The sequence below is a fragment of the Winogradskyella sp. UBA3174 genome, assembly GCF_002364335.1.
Lineage (GTDB): Bacteria > Bacteroidota > Bacteroidia > Flavobacteriales > Flavobacteriaceae > Winogradskyella.
The window spans coordinates 39,322-54,814 of the sequence record NZ_DEXW01000045.1; the positions used below are offsets into that span (position 1 = coordinate 39,322).

13 protein-coding genes are annotated in these 15,493 nt (G+C 33.1%); 9 read left to right on the forward strand and 4 right to left on the reverse strand.

Annotated elements, in window-relative coordinates; all coding sequences use genetic code 11:
* The 7 genes from B2U95_RS07970 to B2U95_RS07995 form a co-directional block, all read left to right on the forward strand.
* The coding region (locus B2U95_RS07970) for an efflux RND transporter permease subunit (RefSeq protein ID WP_296314663.1) at positions 1-2,100 on the forward strand (2,100 nt) is incomplete at its 5' end.
* Between the two features lie 240 nt (positions 2,101-2,340).
* On the forward strand, positions 2,341-2,553 hold the full coding sequence (locus B2U95_RS16305) for a T9SS type A sorting domain-containing protein (RefSeq protein ID WP_414727670.1): 213 nt from the start codon (positions 2,341-2,343) through the stop codon (positions 2,551-2,553).
* 84 nt (positions 2,554-2,637) lie between these two features.
* On the forward strand, positions 2,638-4,392 hold the full coding sequence (aspS, locus tag B2U95_RS07975) for an aspartate--tRNA ligase (protein WP_296314667.1): 1,755 nt from the start codon (positions 2,638-2,640) through the stop codon (positions 4,390-4,392).
* A gap of 47 nt (positions 4,393-4,439) precedes the next feature.
* Positions 4,440-4,958, forward strand: coding sequence for a hypothetical protein (locus tag B2U95_RS07980; protein WP_296314670.1), 519 nt, complete (start codon positions 4,440-4,442; stop codon positions 4,956-4,958).
* Complete coding sequence (locus B2U95_RS07985; protein ID WP_296314673.1) at positions 4,942-5,781, forward strand: tetratricopeptide repeat protein; 840 nt, start codon at positions 4,942-4,944, stop codon at positions 5,779-5,781. The genes B2U95_RS07980 and B2U95_RS07985 overlap by 17 nt, the downstream gene beginning before the upstream one ends.
* A 24-nt stretch (positions 5,782-5,805) precedes the next feature.
* A complete protein-coding gene (locus tag B2U95_RS07990) occupies positions 5,806-7,584 on the forward strand; it encodes a chloride channel protein (RefSeq protein ID WP_296314676.1) in 1,779 nt (592 codons plus the stop codon).
* A gap of 56 nt (positions 7,585-7,640) precedes the next feature.
* A complete protein-coding gene (locus B2U95_RS07995) occupies positions 7,641-7,886 on the forward strand; it encodes a hypothetical protein (RefSeq protein WP_296314679.1) in 246 nt (81 codons plus the stop codon).
* A gap of 98 nt (positions 7,887-7,984) precedes the next feature.
* On the opposite strand, the gene B2U95_RS08000 is transcribed toward B2U95_RS07995, so the two are convergent.
* Together B2U95_RS08000 and B2U95_RS08005 are read right to left on the reverse strand one after the other, a co-directional pair.
* Positions 7,985-8,434, reverse strand: a complete 450-nt coding sequence (locus tag B2U95_RS08000; protein WP_296314681.1) for a nucleoside deaminase — start codon at positions 8,432-8,434, stop codon at positions 7,985-7,987.
* Positions 8,435-8,459: 25 nt separating this feature from the next.
* Positions 8,460-11,093 carry a T9SS-dependent M36 family metallopeptidase gene (locus B2U95_RS08005; RefSeq protein ID WP_296314683.1) on the reverse strand — a complete coding sequence of 878 codons (2,634 nt, stop codon included), beginning with the start codon at positions 11,091-11,093 and terminating at the stop codon, positions 8,460-8,462.
* Between the two features lie 164 nt (positions 11,094-11,257).
* Here B2U95_RS08005 and B2U95_RS08010 point away from each other — a divergent pair, with 164 nt between their 5' ends.
* Both B2U95_RS08010 and B2U95_RS08015 read left to right on the forward strand, forming a co-directional pair.
* Positions 11,258-12,088: a hypothetical protein gene (locus B2U95_RS08010; RefSeq protein ID WP_296314685.1), complete on the forward strand. Its 831-nt coding sequence runs from the start codon at positions 11,258-11,260 to the stop codon at positions 12,086-12,088.
* Entirely contained in the window at positions 12,078-13,895 is a 1,818-nt protein-coding gene (locus tag B2U95_RS08015; RefSeq protein ID WP_414727669.1) for a 1-deoxy-D-xylulose-5-phosphate synthase, read from the forward strand. The genes B2U95_RS08010 and B2U95_RS08015 overlap by 11 nt, the downstream gene beginning before the upstream one ends.
* On the opposite strand, the gene B2U95_RS08020 is transcribed toward B2U95_RS08015, so the two are convergent.
* Both B2U95_RS08020 and B2U95_RS08025 read right to left on the reverse strand, forming a co-directional pair.
* Positions 13,869-14,039 carry a hypothetical protein gene (locus B2U95_RS08020; RefSeq protein WP_296314688.1) on the reverse strand — a complete coding sequence of 57 codons (171 nt, stop codon included), beginning with the start codon at positions 14,037-14,039 and terminating at the stop codon, positions 13,869-13,871. The genes B2U95_RS08015 and B2U95_RS08020 overlap by 27 nt on opposite strands.
* Positions 14,040-14,120: 81 nt before the next feature.
* Entirely contained in the window at positions 14,121-15,461 is a 1,341-nt protein-coding gene (locus tag B2U95_RS08025) for a deoxyguanosinetriphosphate triphosphohydrolase (protein WP_296314691.1), read from the reverse strand.
* Positions 15,462-15,493: the final 32 nt, after the last annotated feature.

Sequence of the window (15,493 nt, forward strand, 5' to 3'; positions counted from 1 at the left end):
TTTATGATTTATTTTCCTATAACTCTTTCGGTAGTTTTAGGATCATCATTAGTTGTTGCTATATTCTTCAATTCTGTCTTAGTATCTCAATTTATGACTATTGAAGATAAAGATATGCCAATAAAAAAAATCATCATTATTTCAAGCACAATAGCAGGTATTGGTTTATTAATAACCCTTTTTGGTGGAGCATACAGAGGTTTAGGTACTGTAATGCTATTTACTGCTGTAATGCTTTGGGTCTATCGCTTAATTCTTAGGAAAGCTGCCAATTATTTTCAAACAAAAATGTTGGTGCGTCTTGAGAATTTTTATGAAAGTGTACTCTCTAAATCTTTAAAAGGTTGGAAACCACAATTAATTGCCTTTGGAAGTTTAATACTATTCTTTTTAGCATTAGGAAGTTTTGGTGCTTCAGTAGACAGTCAGCGTACAAAAATCGAATTTTTCCCAGACAATAAACCTAACCAGATTATTGTCTATATAGAATATCCTCAAGGTACCGATATTGCAAAAACAAATACAATTACCAAAGAAATTGAAACTAAAGTTTACAGTATTTTAAATGATCCTGAATATATAAAAGATGGTGAAAACTTTTTAGTAGAAAGTGCCGTCGCCCAGATTGGTGAAGGTGCTGGTAATCCACAAACTGATGGTGGCTCTGCTGATAAAATGCCACACAGAGGTAAGATTACAGCATCAATGCGAGAGTATAAGTATAGAAATGGTAAAGATAGTGAAGTGCTACGCCAAAAAGTTCAAGAGGCTTTGTCAGATGTATATCCTGGAGTGCTAATATCAGTAGAAAAAGATGCTAATGGACCACCTGTAGGACCACCAATAAACATTGAAATTGAAGGCAATGATTACAACGAGCTCATTGATTTAGCAGAACGTATGCGTGAGTTTATAAACAGCAAAAATATTGCTGCCATAGATGAACTTAAGATTGATGTTAATAAAGATAAACCTGGAATGAAAGTGCTTGTCGACAGAGAAAAAGCTGGAGAATTAGGCGTGAGTACTGGTCAAGTTGGTACACAATTGCGTAATTCTTTATTTGGTGCTAAAGCTGGCGTCTATAAAGAGGATGGTGATGATTTTGATATCTACGTACGTTTTAATGAAGACTTAAGGTATAACAAAAGTGCGCTCTTTAATCAGAAAATTATCTTTAGAGATATGGCTTCTGGTACCATTAAAGAAGTCCCAGTATCATCAGTTGCTAAGCAAAAAAATAATTCTGGTTTTAGTGCTATTAAGCACAAAGACACAAAGCGCGTGGTAACTGTATATTCTGCATTAGCGCCAGGTTATGTAGATGCAGGAGTTGCCGTTGAGCAGATTAAAAATGAAATGAAAAACTTTAAAGGTAAACCAGATGCAATCAAAATCGATTATACAGGACAGATTGAAGAACAAAACAAAGAGCAAGCCTTTTTAATGGGTGCGTTTTTTACAGGTTTAGGTTTAATTTTCTTCATTCTAATTTTTCAATTTAATTCGGTTTCTAAACCAGCAATTATTATGATTGCTATTTTCTTAAGTTTAATTGGTGTCTTTGGAGGTATTGTTATTACAGGAGACTCATTCGTTATTTTAATGACTATGATGGGTATTATTTCGCTGGCTGGTATTGTTGTAAATAATGGTGTAGTACTACTCGATTATGCACAACTCTTAATTGACAGACGGAAAAATAAGCTCGATTTAGATGTTTCCGAATATTTACCAAAAGACGAATTATTACAACAAATCATTAAAGCTGGTAAGGCGCGTTTAAGACCTGTTTTACTCACGGCAATTACAACGATTCTGGGATTAATTCCACTAGCTATTGGTCTAAATATTAACTTCTTTACCTTATTTAGTGAGTTTGATGCTAACATATATATTGGTGGAGATAATGTTATTTTTTGGGGGCCTTTAGCTTGGACCGTAATCTATGGATTATTTATAGCAACCTTCCTAACCTTAATAGTGGTGCCTGTTTTATTCTATTTATCTACTATTTTTAAAATGTGGTTGAAGCGTAAATTCAGTTCAGACCCTAAAGCATTAGAACTCATAGAAAATGAAACACCAGTGCTTGAATAAAGCACTGTGATTAATAGCGAGAAAGCCTCAACTAATGTTGAGGCTTTTTATATTTGATTATCTATCTTTTATAGTTCATCTTTCTTAGATTTATATAATTTGCTATTAGTTAACTACTATTTTATGACAAAAATACTATTAGCGATGTAAATGTTTTAACTATTACTGCAACCAATGGAGATACTGCTAATTATGAAGCTCCGATTCTAAGTGTGTAAGAAAACGAATTACAGCAAATAAATATATCCTAATCCTGCTACTGAAACCATCAATATTAAGTCTAAAATAAATACGATAAAACGCATTGAAATTTATTCAATAACAGGACGACTATTAAAATCAATAGAGGACACTTTTACTACTATTGATATATCAAACTTTTCACAAGGATCTTACTTCTTAAAAGTTTACAGTGCTGACAATTTTATAATTAAACAGTTTGTGAAAAAATAAACAACTACAAAAGCGCTTTTACAACTCTTATATTACTAATAATAATGCTAAATTTGCAGCCTATTTATAGTCAATATATTATTAATGTACAGAAGTCACAATTGTGGTGAATTAAGAGCATCACACAGCAATACAGAAGTTACACTTTCCGGTTGGGTTCAAGGAATTAGAGATAAAGGATTTATGATATACATAGATCTTCGTGATCGTTATGGTATTACTCAACTTTATTTTGACGAAGAACGCACAGCTAAAGACTTAATGGAAAAAGCGTCTAAGTTAGGACGTGAATTTGTAATTCAAGTTAAAGGCACTGTGATTGAGCGTGCTTCAAAAAATCCAAACATACCAACAGGTGGGATGGAAGTTTTAGTTTCAGAATTAAGCATATTGAATGCCTCTCTAGTACCACCTTTTACGATTGAAGACAAAACTGATGGTGGTGATGACATACGCATGAAATATCGCTATTTAGATATTCGTCGTAATCCTGTTAAAGAGAGTTTAATCTTTAGAGCAAAAGTGACTCAAGAAGTTAGAAATTACCTTTCAGAGGACGGTTTTATAGAAGTTGAAACCCCTTACTTAATCAAATCTACACCAGAAGGCGCAAGAGATTTCGTAGTCCCTTCTCGCATGAATGAAGGTGAATTTTATGCCCTTCCGCAATCACCTCAAACTTTTAAGCAATTGCTTATGGTTGGTGGCATGGATAAATACTTTCAGATTGTAAAGTGTTTTAGAGATGAAGATTTACGTGCGGACCGTCAGCCAGAATTCACACAAATAGATTGTGAAATGGCTTTTGTAGAGCAAGAAGATATCTTAAATGTGTTTGAAGGCTTAACACGTCATTTACTAAAAGAAGTCAATGGAGTTGACGTTGAGAAATTCCCAAGAATGCTCTATGAAGATGCGATGCGTTTATACGGTAATGACAAACCAGACATTCGTTTTGGGATGGAGTTTGGGGAACTTAACGACGTGGCGCAGCATAAAGAATTTGGCGTATTTAATAATGCAGAACTAGTGGTTGGTATCGCTGTTCCTGGAGGAAACTCTTATACAAGAAAAGAAATCGATAAATTAATTGATTGGGTAAGACGTCCACAAGTTGGTGCTTTAGGTATGATTTATTCACGTTGCAACGACGATGGAAGTTATAAATCTTCTGTAGATAAATTTTACGACCAAGACGATTTAGCAAAATGGGCAAGCAGTACAGGTGCGAAACCTGGTGATTTAGTTTGCGTATTATCTGGCGATACTAATAAAGTAAGAGCGCAATTAAGTGCCTTACGTATGGAGTTGGCAACACGTTTAGACCTAAGAGATCCTAAAGTATTTGCTCCACTGTGGGTTATTGATTTCCCATTGTTAGAATTAGATGAGGAAACGGGTAATTATCATGCAATGCACCATCCATTCACGTCTCCAAAACCAGGACAAATAGAATTGTTAAATACCAAGCCAGGCGAAGTTAAAGCCAATGCTTACGATTTAGTGTTGAATGGTAATGAAATTGGTGGTGGATCGATTCGTATTCACGATAAAGCAACACAAGCCATAATGCTAAAACATTTAGGTTTTTCTGATGAAGATGCCAAAGCACAATTCGGTTTCTTAATGGATGCGTTTGAATATGGTGCACCACCACACGGAGGGTTAGCTTTTGGTTTAGATAGATTGGTTGCTATACTAGGCGGCCAAGAAACCATTAGAGATTTTATTGCCTTCCCTAAAAATAATTCTGGTCGTGATGTTATGATTGATGCACCTGCGCCAATTAATGATGAACAACTCAAAGAACTGAGTTTGAAACTCAATTTAAAATCATAAATCATTAAAATCCTGCTTCTTGCAGGATTTTTTATTAGATTTAAGTAATGAAAACGCACAAAAGTTTAAGCTTTCAATTACTTTTACTAACAATCCTATTCTTTGGTTGTGATAATTCTGAAAAAGCAGAAATAAAATACCAGCATCGTATTGGCTATATAAATCCTGAGACCTCAAGATATTCTATAGATTTTAAGCTGTGTAATGAAGAATACATTGTTGGTTATTACTCGAGTTACGCACCACAAGTTTATAAAAATGATAAAATTGCTTTTCGCAACTTCATTAGAGACAACTATCAGAATAAAGATTATAAAGACACCGGTTTTTTAAATCTTCGCTTTCATATTAATTGTGAAGGACAGATAGGAAATGTAGAAGTTAATGAACTCGACCAAGACCTTGAATTAACCAACCTAAATAAAGAATTAGTTCAACAACTAATTAACCTTTCAATAAACAAAAACAACTGGAACTCTTTTGAATACGAAGGGAAACAATTTGACACTTATATGTATTTAATCTTTAAACTAGAAAATGGAAATGTACATGAAATCTTACCATAACTATTTCTACGTTTTTTTACTAATCTTAGGTTATAGCTGTGCAGAAAAAACAGTTTTAGAAGAAGATATAGAACGTTCTCGGAAAATATATACAGAAGGTGAAAAACTAACTCAAGGTTCTATAGAAAGTATGTTGCGACTAGAAAATGCTATAGAAATAGATCCTAATAATTGTGATGCTGTAAGAGAGCTTTCAGTCGCTTACTTAAAACGTGGTTTAGCTCATAGATGGAAACTACAATTTGATAAAGCCGTAGAATGCGATCCAAACATATGGCAACCTATGAGAGGTTACCTATATCTATCATTCTACAGAGATTATAAAAAGGCCATTGCGGATTTTAATGCAAGTGATACGTTAACTCCAAATTTTATTGATGCGCCACAAGGACAAAGTGTAGATTATTGGAGAGGCATGGCTTATTTGGGCTTAAAAGATTACAAAAATTCTTTAGATTTTTTTAATAAATATATCAACACTGAAACTAAAGAATGGGGAGAAGATATGGTTGAGGTTACCGCTTTTTTATACAGAGGTATTGCTTTATTCGAAAACTTAAACTTTGAGCTTGCTCTAAAAGATTTTGATAAAGTATTAGTGTATAATCGAGGAAATTCTGCTGATGCAAAATATTATAAAGCATTAATCCTAAAAGACTCCAACCCTATTGAAGCAAAACATATATTAGAATCTTCAATTGAAGATTTTAAAAACAGCTTTTATAACCAAAGAGATTACGTTGAAATTTTAAAACAAATCTATCTTGAAGATTTATTGCTTCTACAACAAGAATTAAAAGAAAAAATAAACTTAAAATCATAAATTATGTACTTATAAGTTTCAATTATGCCAACAAAATCAAAAATTTTTAAACGCTTACTTATTTGGAGATATAAATACATCTCTGAAAAGAACTTTGTGTTTTTACTCAGTTTGGTTATTGGCTTATTGGCTGGATTAATTTCAGTAACTATAAAAAACATAACATTTACGATTGAAGCGCTATTAGAAAAAGGCATTGTTCTATCTCAGAATAGCATCTACTTTATCTTACCAATTATTGGGCTTTTATTAGTGTATCTCTTTGTAAAATATGTTTCAAAGAAACCAAGCGGACATGCTATTCCATCTATTTTGTATTCATTATCTAAACGATATGGCATCATCGACAAGAAGAATATTTATTTACCATTAATAACTGCTCCTTTAACTGTAGGATTTGGTGGTTCAGTAGGACTACTCGGCCCAGCAATACTTTCAGCTTCAGCACTAAGTTCTAACTTAAGTACACTACTTCATATCGATAAAAAAACACGAAGTCTACTAATTGCCTGTGCATCCGCAGGTGCTATTGCTTCAATTTTTAAATCACCAATTGCTGCCATAATTTTTGCTATAGAAATCTTTAGTTTAGATCTTACCTTTGCATCTTTACTACCGCTTTTAATTGCTTCTGTTTCCTCTGTAATTACATCCTATTTTTTCTTAGGAGATAGTGTGCTTCTAGACTTTACAGTTTCTGAAAAATTTATGATTAAAGATACCTTGTTTTACATCTTATTAGGAATAGGAACAGGTATAGCATCTATTTATTTTTCAAAAATATATTTTGGAATTACCTCATTTTTTAACCGATTTAAATCTGCAAAACATAGGCTTATTATAGGTGGTTTAGCCATAGGAGTCATGTTGTTTTTTATTCCGCCACTTTATGGTGAAGGTTTTAGTTTTATAAATGATTTAATGGCAGGCGACGCTATTAAAGCATTAGGCAATACACCTTTTGATGCATATTTAGATAATATTTGGGTTGTTATTGGTTTACTTTTTGGAATTACGCTTTTTAAAGCCATAGCAATGACCACTACTTTTGCTGCTGGAGGATCTGGTGGAATCATAATCCCAACATTAGTTATGGGAAGTACTTTAGGAAATGTAGTTGCAAAAGTTATTAATAATTGCGGCTTAGGTTTTTCTGTATCTGAGGCTAATTTTACATTAATTGGTATGGCTGGTCTAATTGCAGGAGTGCTTCATGCTCCGTTAACTGCCATCTTTTTAATTGCAGAAATTACTGGTGGTTATGAGTTATTTATTCCGCTAATGATTACAGCTTCAATGTCTTTTATTATTAATAAAAATGGTTTAGATCACACCATTTATACAAAAGAATTGTTAGAAAAAGGTGCATTACTAACTCAAGATAAGGATAAAAATGTTTTAACGTTGATGACGCTAGACTCTGTAATAGAGAAAGATTTTATTCAACTACATCCCGAAATGACACTTGGAGATATGCTTAAAAATGGAGTTTCTAAATCTAATAGAAATCTATTCCCAGTCACTGATACTGATGATAGTTTTGTTGGTATTATCTTACTCGATGATATACGAACCGTTATGTTTGATCAATCACTGTACAGCTCTACAACAGTTGAAACTTTTATGCATAAACCACCAGAGTATATTCATTATGAAAAGGATTCTATGGAAGTGGTTATGAAGAAATTTCAAACCTCAGGTGCTTGGAATTTACCTGTTATTAAAGACAATAAATATTATGGCTTTGTTTCAAAATCAAAATTACTAACAGCTTATAGACGCGAATTGATTAATTTTACATAATAATAGAATCTTGACCGTTACAATGAAAATAGTCTAAGTACTTTTTTAGAAAAAGAATGAAACCCATAAAAATCATAACATTTATAGCCTTAATTGCTTCATTTACAAGTATTATATGTGGCTTTACATTAGATCTAGTCTATTCAGAAAAACTTATTGGCTTTGGAGTCCTTGGTTTATTCTTTGTGGTTTTTCCGTTATTTTCTTATTACAGATGGAAAGGAAAAGACATAAAAGATTATATGCTTACCCAAGAAAATCTTGATAAAATGAAAGCAAAGGAAAGAACAAAAAGGACATAATTTTTTTAATGATTTCTAAATGGTTTTGAATTGGTTAACAAACTATTACGTAATCCTAGAAATCATAATTGGTAAATTACCTTTAGCATAAAATGTTCTTAATTCAAGCTACGCTTCTCAATAAAAAATCGTTTCATCAATGCAGAAGCCTCTTCAGCCATAATACCACTAACTACTTCTGTTTTAGGATGAAGCTTAGTTCCTAAGGTTTTAAACCCACGTTGCTCGTCTGAAGCACCGTAAACAATTTTAGAAATTTGGCTCCAGTACAATGCACCTGCACACATCTGGCAAGGCTCTAAAGTTACATAAAGTGTACACTTATTTAAATATTTTCCACCTAAGAAATTAGCAGCTGACGTAATGGCTTGCATTTCTGCATGCGCGGTAACATCGTTTAGTAATTCAGTAAGATTGTGTGTTCTTGCAATAACTCTATCTTCTACAACAATAAGTGCGCCTACTGGGATTTCACCCTTTTCAAAAGCAGCTTCAGCTTCCTGAAATGCTTTTTTCATAAAGTATGTGTCGTCGAAAGGGTTTATCATAAATGAATTAAAAAATTAATGTCCTTTAGTTCTTAATGATTTTTTCATTGTAGTTAAATGTATCACCTTTAATATTCAAAATATACAATCCAGATTGTAATTGACTTGTATTTAAGCTAATCGTATTGAACAATTCTTTTCGCATTTCTAAAACTATTCTACCATTAATATCTACTAAAGTAATTGCAACATTACCCATATTCTTAGGTGTTGAAATAAATAATTCTGTTTGTGTAGGATTTGGATAAATATTCAAACTATCCTTAGAAAATTCATCAACACTTAAACTAGAACAATTAGCTAATGACGGATCGCTACTTAATGGCATTGAAAAATCTTCAGTTTGGTCAATCCGAGAATTTGAATTTCCTTGAGTAGCGTTTAATCCTAAACCACGAGCAGCAAAAACTTCCCAAATAATACATTGATCTACACCACCTGTTGTTGCCATATCTGCTGCTAAAATAGCGTCTCTACCATCAACAAAACCTGGACTACAAGGTTGTAACTTTAGACCATCAATGACTAATTTCATAACCCTATTATTACCACCATTTCCGTTATACATATCAGAATCAAAACCATATTTATCTATATATGCCCAAGTAAGATCCCATAATACAGTTGCCCAAACAAACCCAATGCCATGTGGTTGAGCAAGTGTATTTGAGGCAGTGTATGTAAATCCATTCTCCGCAATATTTGTAGTGTAACGTGCTGGGCGTATACCACCGCCTGTGACAGGCTGACTTATCGCAAAAGTTCCAATACCTCTTGCGTCTGTAGCAGTGTCGGTATCTTTGAGTGTAACCATAAGGCCAAACCAATCTGACCAACCCTCACCCATTTGCTCATTATTCTGTAAGCAACCAGCAGCAGATGGGCCACCTGTTAATCGATTTGAGATACCATGACCATATTCGTGGGCTATAATTCCATTGTCAAAATCACCATCTATAAAATCTGTTAAATCTGGTCCTAATAAATCAGCAGTAATAGTTTCGCCATTTTCTAAAGCAGAGATTAAAGATTCTCCTAAAGCTTGAGATATCATAATAGATGGTATATCTACAGCGTCACCATCAGCTCCTGGTCCCATACCAGCTGGTGAACCTGGTACATTATTTACAACTATTACAGCAATCGCTCCAGCATTTTCAGCAGCTAAGACTTTAAATCCAAACTCACAATCACCTCGTCTTAGTATTGCTATATTACCATTAATTGCAGCTGAATTTATTAAAGGTTGACAACTATCATAAATATCACCAGTAGCATCTATTGCCAATGCTAAACTACCGGTTAATGGTTCCATTGTCGATAAGCGTGTGCCAAAAGTAGCACCTACACCTATGTATTCTCCTGCTATACTTCCATTAAGAATATTAACCCGATCTCCTCCGCTTAATCCTGGTGGTGCCCATAAAAACATTTGCATTCTTGGATTTAAACCATCTGGAGGTGTACCAAAATTAGCATTATTAAAAGCGCTACCGTCCTGAGCGTCAGCAAAAACAAAATCATCCCCAAGTCCTTGGTTTGTATAATTAGTGGTTTGAAAATTACCTGAACCCTCATCGAACCCATGCTGAAACCAAATATCGTGCATCATATTATTTAGATAAAACAAATTTGTAATCGCAGCTTCTTGATACTCGGCTGGTGATAAATTAAAATCTAATGGGAAATTAAAATTTAATGTTGCTGTTCCGTCCGGCGAAAAAGAAACTCTAGAATTATTACCTGCAGTATCTTCTTTAGCCCAAACATTATTACCTCTTGCAACTGTATAATCTGCTCCTGGAATTCCATCATCATCATGCCACCCAAATGGAGATGCATCAGAACTTGCTGGTTCTGTAACTATTTGTCGCGATCCATGGTTAGGACTCTCTAAAGGAAGTGCAAAAACGTTATAACTAGAGCCATCAACTAAGATCGAATTAGGTGATGTCACTAAACTGTTAAAATCCATCTGAGCTGAATGCTTCGAATGCTCATGCTCTTTTTCAAAAGTACAGGTTAAAATCAAATCATTAACTTCTAGTATTTCATTGGTCACAGCATTAACCCTCACACTCCACCAGTGCTTATTATCTTTAGCATAAATTATAAAATCCCATGCTAAAATTAAACGGTCTTCTTTTTTTACAAAAACTAACTCCACCGAAATATCTTGTGTAGCAATCCCTGCATTAGTAAACACATACTTATTGTTGTTATGCTCTAGCTGCTGTATATCTTGCAAACTACCTAGTTCTAATTGTGTTGCAACTTTCTGAATTGCTGAAATTGCAGAAAAAGAAGGTGACGTCGTATTAACTTTATTAGAAATATCATTTAAAAATCTATTTGCATAATAAAAGACTTTATCATCTTTAACAGCAACGCTAGAAATAGCTTTGAAAACTCGAATGCCCTGAAAAGTTTGATTGACATAAACCTGAGTTAAATCTGTAGTTTTAGAATAATAGGAATTGGTAACCACCAAGTTTTCTATATCTGAGTCTTTAAAATTGAACTCTGCCTTTTTATCTTCTAAATAGCTAATTATCAATGCTCCGTGCTCTGAATATTGAAGATTATTTTGAGTAAATACAAAGGTAGGTGCTATTATTAAAGCAAATAATAGCACATAAGATGTGAAAGTTTTCATCATAGCAATTAAGGTATAGTTAAACCCAAATTAGATTAAATGTCTAGGCTTAAATTAAATTTTTCTTTTTCTCAAAAATAAGAAATCATTGAGGATATTAAAAACATATAACCTTATTACTAAGAATTCGGTAAAAATTTTGATACTATATTAACAAGCTATCAATCATGAAAACGAACTTATCTATTTCAATCCCAAGACCTTGCCATAAAGGTTGGTCTAAAATGATTCCAAATAAAAAAGTTCGATTTTGCAAATCATGTTCTAAAACTGTTGTTGATTTCACAAAAAATGGATTTGACGTCATTCAAAATTATATTCATAAAGTGTTTCTCATGGCTCTATTATTAGCAATGGTGACTACATTGTTGAATTGTTCTGATGATAAAGGAAGGAAACAACAGATTAGTAATGTGGAAATTGTAAAAACCAATGAAAAAATTAGTGATACCGTTTTAGAAAATAAAACGGCAATAGATGCTAAGGATAATTCAGTAGCTCCAAAATCAACGGAACCTTTAAAAACAAAAATTAAAGAAAAAGTCATTATTGATGGCTTGATGATTACAGGTGAGATTGATAATGTAGAACCAATTGAAATAGACAATCTTGAGATTGAATCCATACCTCACTGTCTTAGCACAACAGAAGACTACATTTTAATTGGGTTTATAGCTGTTGACAAACCACCTGAATTTAATGATACGAAAAAGAAGTATATGTCTAATAGAATTTCTAAAATAATTACTGATAATTTTAGTATTAAAACTAGAGTTAACTTCGACTTAACAAGAAAACAAAAAATCATTGCACAATTTAAAATTGATGAGCAAAGTTTTGTAAAAGATATTGTAGTAAAACGAGCTACTCATTTATTACTTGAAAAGGAAACTAAAGCTGTCTTAAAACTACTCCCGCAATTTAAACCTGTAAAACAAGGAGGTCAAAATATCGCTGTTGTCTTTAGCTTACCAATAGTCTTTATGATTGAAGATTAATAAAATCTCGTATTTTTGCAAGGTGAATAATGAGCTTTTAAAACATATTAACCTTCCAAAAGATTTACGACAACTCAAAGCTGAAGACTTACCTCGAATAGCTAAAGAGTTACGTGAATTTATAATTAATATAGTAGCTACAAAAGAAGGGCATTTGGGTGCTAGCTTGGGTGTTATTGAATTAACTATTGCACTACATTATGTATTTAACACACCAGAAGATTTATTAGTTTGGGATGTTGGCCACCAAGCTTACGGTCATAAAATACTAACTGGTAGAAAATCTGTTTTTGATACCAATAGACAACTTAATGGTATTAGCGGTTTTCCAAAACGTAGTGAAAGTGACTATGATACTTTTGGAGTAGGCCATTCATCTACGTCAATTTCTGCCGCTTTAGGCATGGCAATTGCTTCTCAACTCAAAGGTGAAAGTAAACATCATATTGCTATAATTGGTGATGCTTCTATTGCTAGCGGAATGGCTTTTGAAGGTTTAAATCATGCAGGAGTTACAGACGTAAATCTATTAGTTATACTAAATGACAATGCTATTGGTATTGACCCAAGTGTTGGCGCATTAAAGCAATATTTAACCAACGTTAAAAAAGGAACTGAAAAACAAGATAATATTTTTGAGGCTTTAAATTTTAATTATTCAGGTCCTATTGACGGTCATGATTTACCTTTATTAATTTCAGAATTAGAACGTTTAAAAACAGTAAAAGGTCCAAAGTTTTTACATGTAATTACTACAAAAGGCAAAGGATTAAAACAAGCTGAACTTAACCAAGTACAATACCATGCTCCTGGAAAGTTTGATGCTAAAACTGGTGAACTTCCATCAAAATCTAACTTAAAACTACCTCCAAAATATCAAGATGTTTTTGGTGAAACTATTGTAGAACTTGCCTTAAAAAACGAAAAAATTATTGGAATTACTCCAGCTATGCCAACCGGTAGTTCTTTAAAATATATGATGGAAGAAATACCAGATCGTGCTTTCGATGTTGGCATTGCAGAGCAACATGCTGTAACTTTAGCTGCTGGTATGGCAACCCAAGGTTTAATTCCATTTTGCAACATTTATTCTACGTTTTTACAACGTGCCTATGACCAAGTCATACACGATGTAGCTTTACAAAATTTACCCGTAATTTTCTGTCTCGATCGCGCTGGTTTAGTTGGTGAAGACGGAGCAACGCATCATGGTGTTTTTGATTTGGCCTATCTAAATTGCATTCCAAATCTAGTAATCTTCGCTCCTAGAGATGCCATAGCACTTCGTAATATAATGTACACGGCACAATTAGGTATAGATTTTCCTATAGCTATTCGTTACCCTAGAGGTCGAGGACATCTATTAGATTGGAAAAAACAATTCGAACTTATTGACATTGGAAGAGGTCTCTGCCTAAAAGAAGGAAAAAGAATAGCTATCCTTTCTGTTGGTACCATTGCAAAAACAATTGAAGAAACTATTTTATCACTAAATAAAGATAATGACATAGGACATTACGATATGCAGTTCATAAAACCTTTAGACGCAAAATTATTGCATACTATTTTTAAATCCTACAAAGCTATTATTACGATTGAAGATGGAACTATTTTGGGCGGTTTTGGATCTTCTATATTAGCATTTGCAAACACTAATAACTATAAGCAAAACATTAAAATACTTGGAATTAGTGACGCGTTTGTAGAGCATGGTAAATTAAACCAATTACAAGCGATGCAAGAATTAGATACCGTGTCTATAAAAACAACTATTGAAAACTTACTCCTCAGTCTCAATAATTGCTAAATCTGTATGATTTTCGGGTTGTTCTATCTCTACACTAATTTGATCAGAAGTGTTGTTTTCTGTATTGGAGATATCATCAATCATTAGTAGGCATGTTAATACAACCATGAAGATAACTAAGCCTCCGAGTATATTATTTCTCATAAGTAGGTTTTTTTGAGGGCTGATTATGAGATAAATAAAAGGAATATATCGGTAAATAGCAAATTTATTCGATGAAATGCATCATAAAATATTACCTTTTAACTTTTGATGCAACAACATAGCGTTTGTATCAGATAATTTTGAAATATAAAGGCAAACCGCTAATAAGTTTTTATAAAGCGAATCGCTAGACAGTTTAACCGTTTCTGGTAAGATATTTTGTAACAATTTATCATAATTAGATGTATTATCATCAAAAACATTAAATGCCATTTTACCATAAGCGTTTAATAATTGATTAAGAATTTCATAACCAGCAATCTCTTTATTTATTACCTCTTTAGAACGGTAGACCTTATTTATACTTAGGTCTATAATATCCTTAATCTGTGCTTTATACTGACTTACGTCTAACAAAGCTGTTTCAAACTTACCTGTTAAAATTGACTCTTCATGTTTCATAAAGAGTAAAGCCGCCTCATCTATTAACGTGCCTATTGCTAAAGCACGTAAATAACTTACACGATCTTCCGTTGTTTTTAATGCATTGTAGTTCTCCGTCTTAATCTTTCCTTTAACTAACTTAATTAAATACTCTAAGGCGTACTCCTCTTGGATAAGACCAAGATTAATACCGTCTTCAAAATCTATAATGGTATAACAAATATCATCAGCCGCTTCAACTAAATAGGCTAGTGGATGCCTTTGAAAACTTAAATAATCTTTACTTCGTTCTAACAAACCAAGCTCCGTTGCTACACTTTTAAACATGTCCTTTTCACTCTGAAAAAAACCGTATTTTTTGTCTACTATATGAGTTGTTGGTTTCTTTGGTAATGACTCTTTAGGATATTTCATAAATGCTCCTAAAGTGGCGTAGCTGAGTCTTAAACCTCCCTCTCTACCTTCTCTGCTTTCTGTTAGAATTTTAAAACCATTTGCATTACCTTCAAAATCACATAAATCTTGATATTCTTTGTCTGTAAGTAGTGTTTTATACTGAGCTCCATTGCCATCTTTAAAGTAAGAACCAATCGCTTTTTCACCAGAATGACCAAATGGAGGGTTCCCTATATCGTGTGCTAAAGCAGCTGCTGCTACAATAGCACCAAAATCATTCATTTTGTAACCATGAACACTCTCTAAATGGGGATGTTTTTCTAAAAGTAACTTACCTACTTTTCTGCCTAACGATCTCCCAACCACACTTACTTCTAAACTATGTGTTAAACGTGTATGTACAAAATCTGTTTTAGATAAGGGTATAACTTGTGTTTTGTCTTGTAACCCTCTAAATTCTGAAGAAAATATGATTCTATCATAATCTACCTCAAAACCCAAACGTGTTTCATCTTGTTCTTTTCTTAAACGTTTACCTGTATCACCGTAGCGCTTTAAAGATAGTAGTTGCTCCCAATTCATAGTTAAAATCTTATAGTTTGCAAGATAGATAA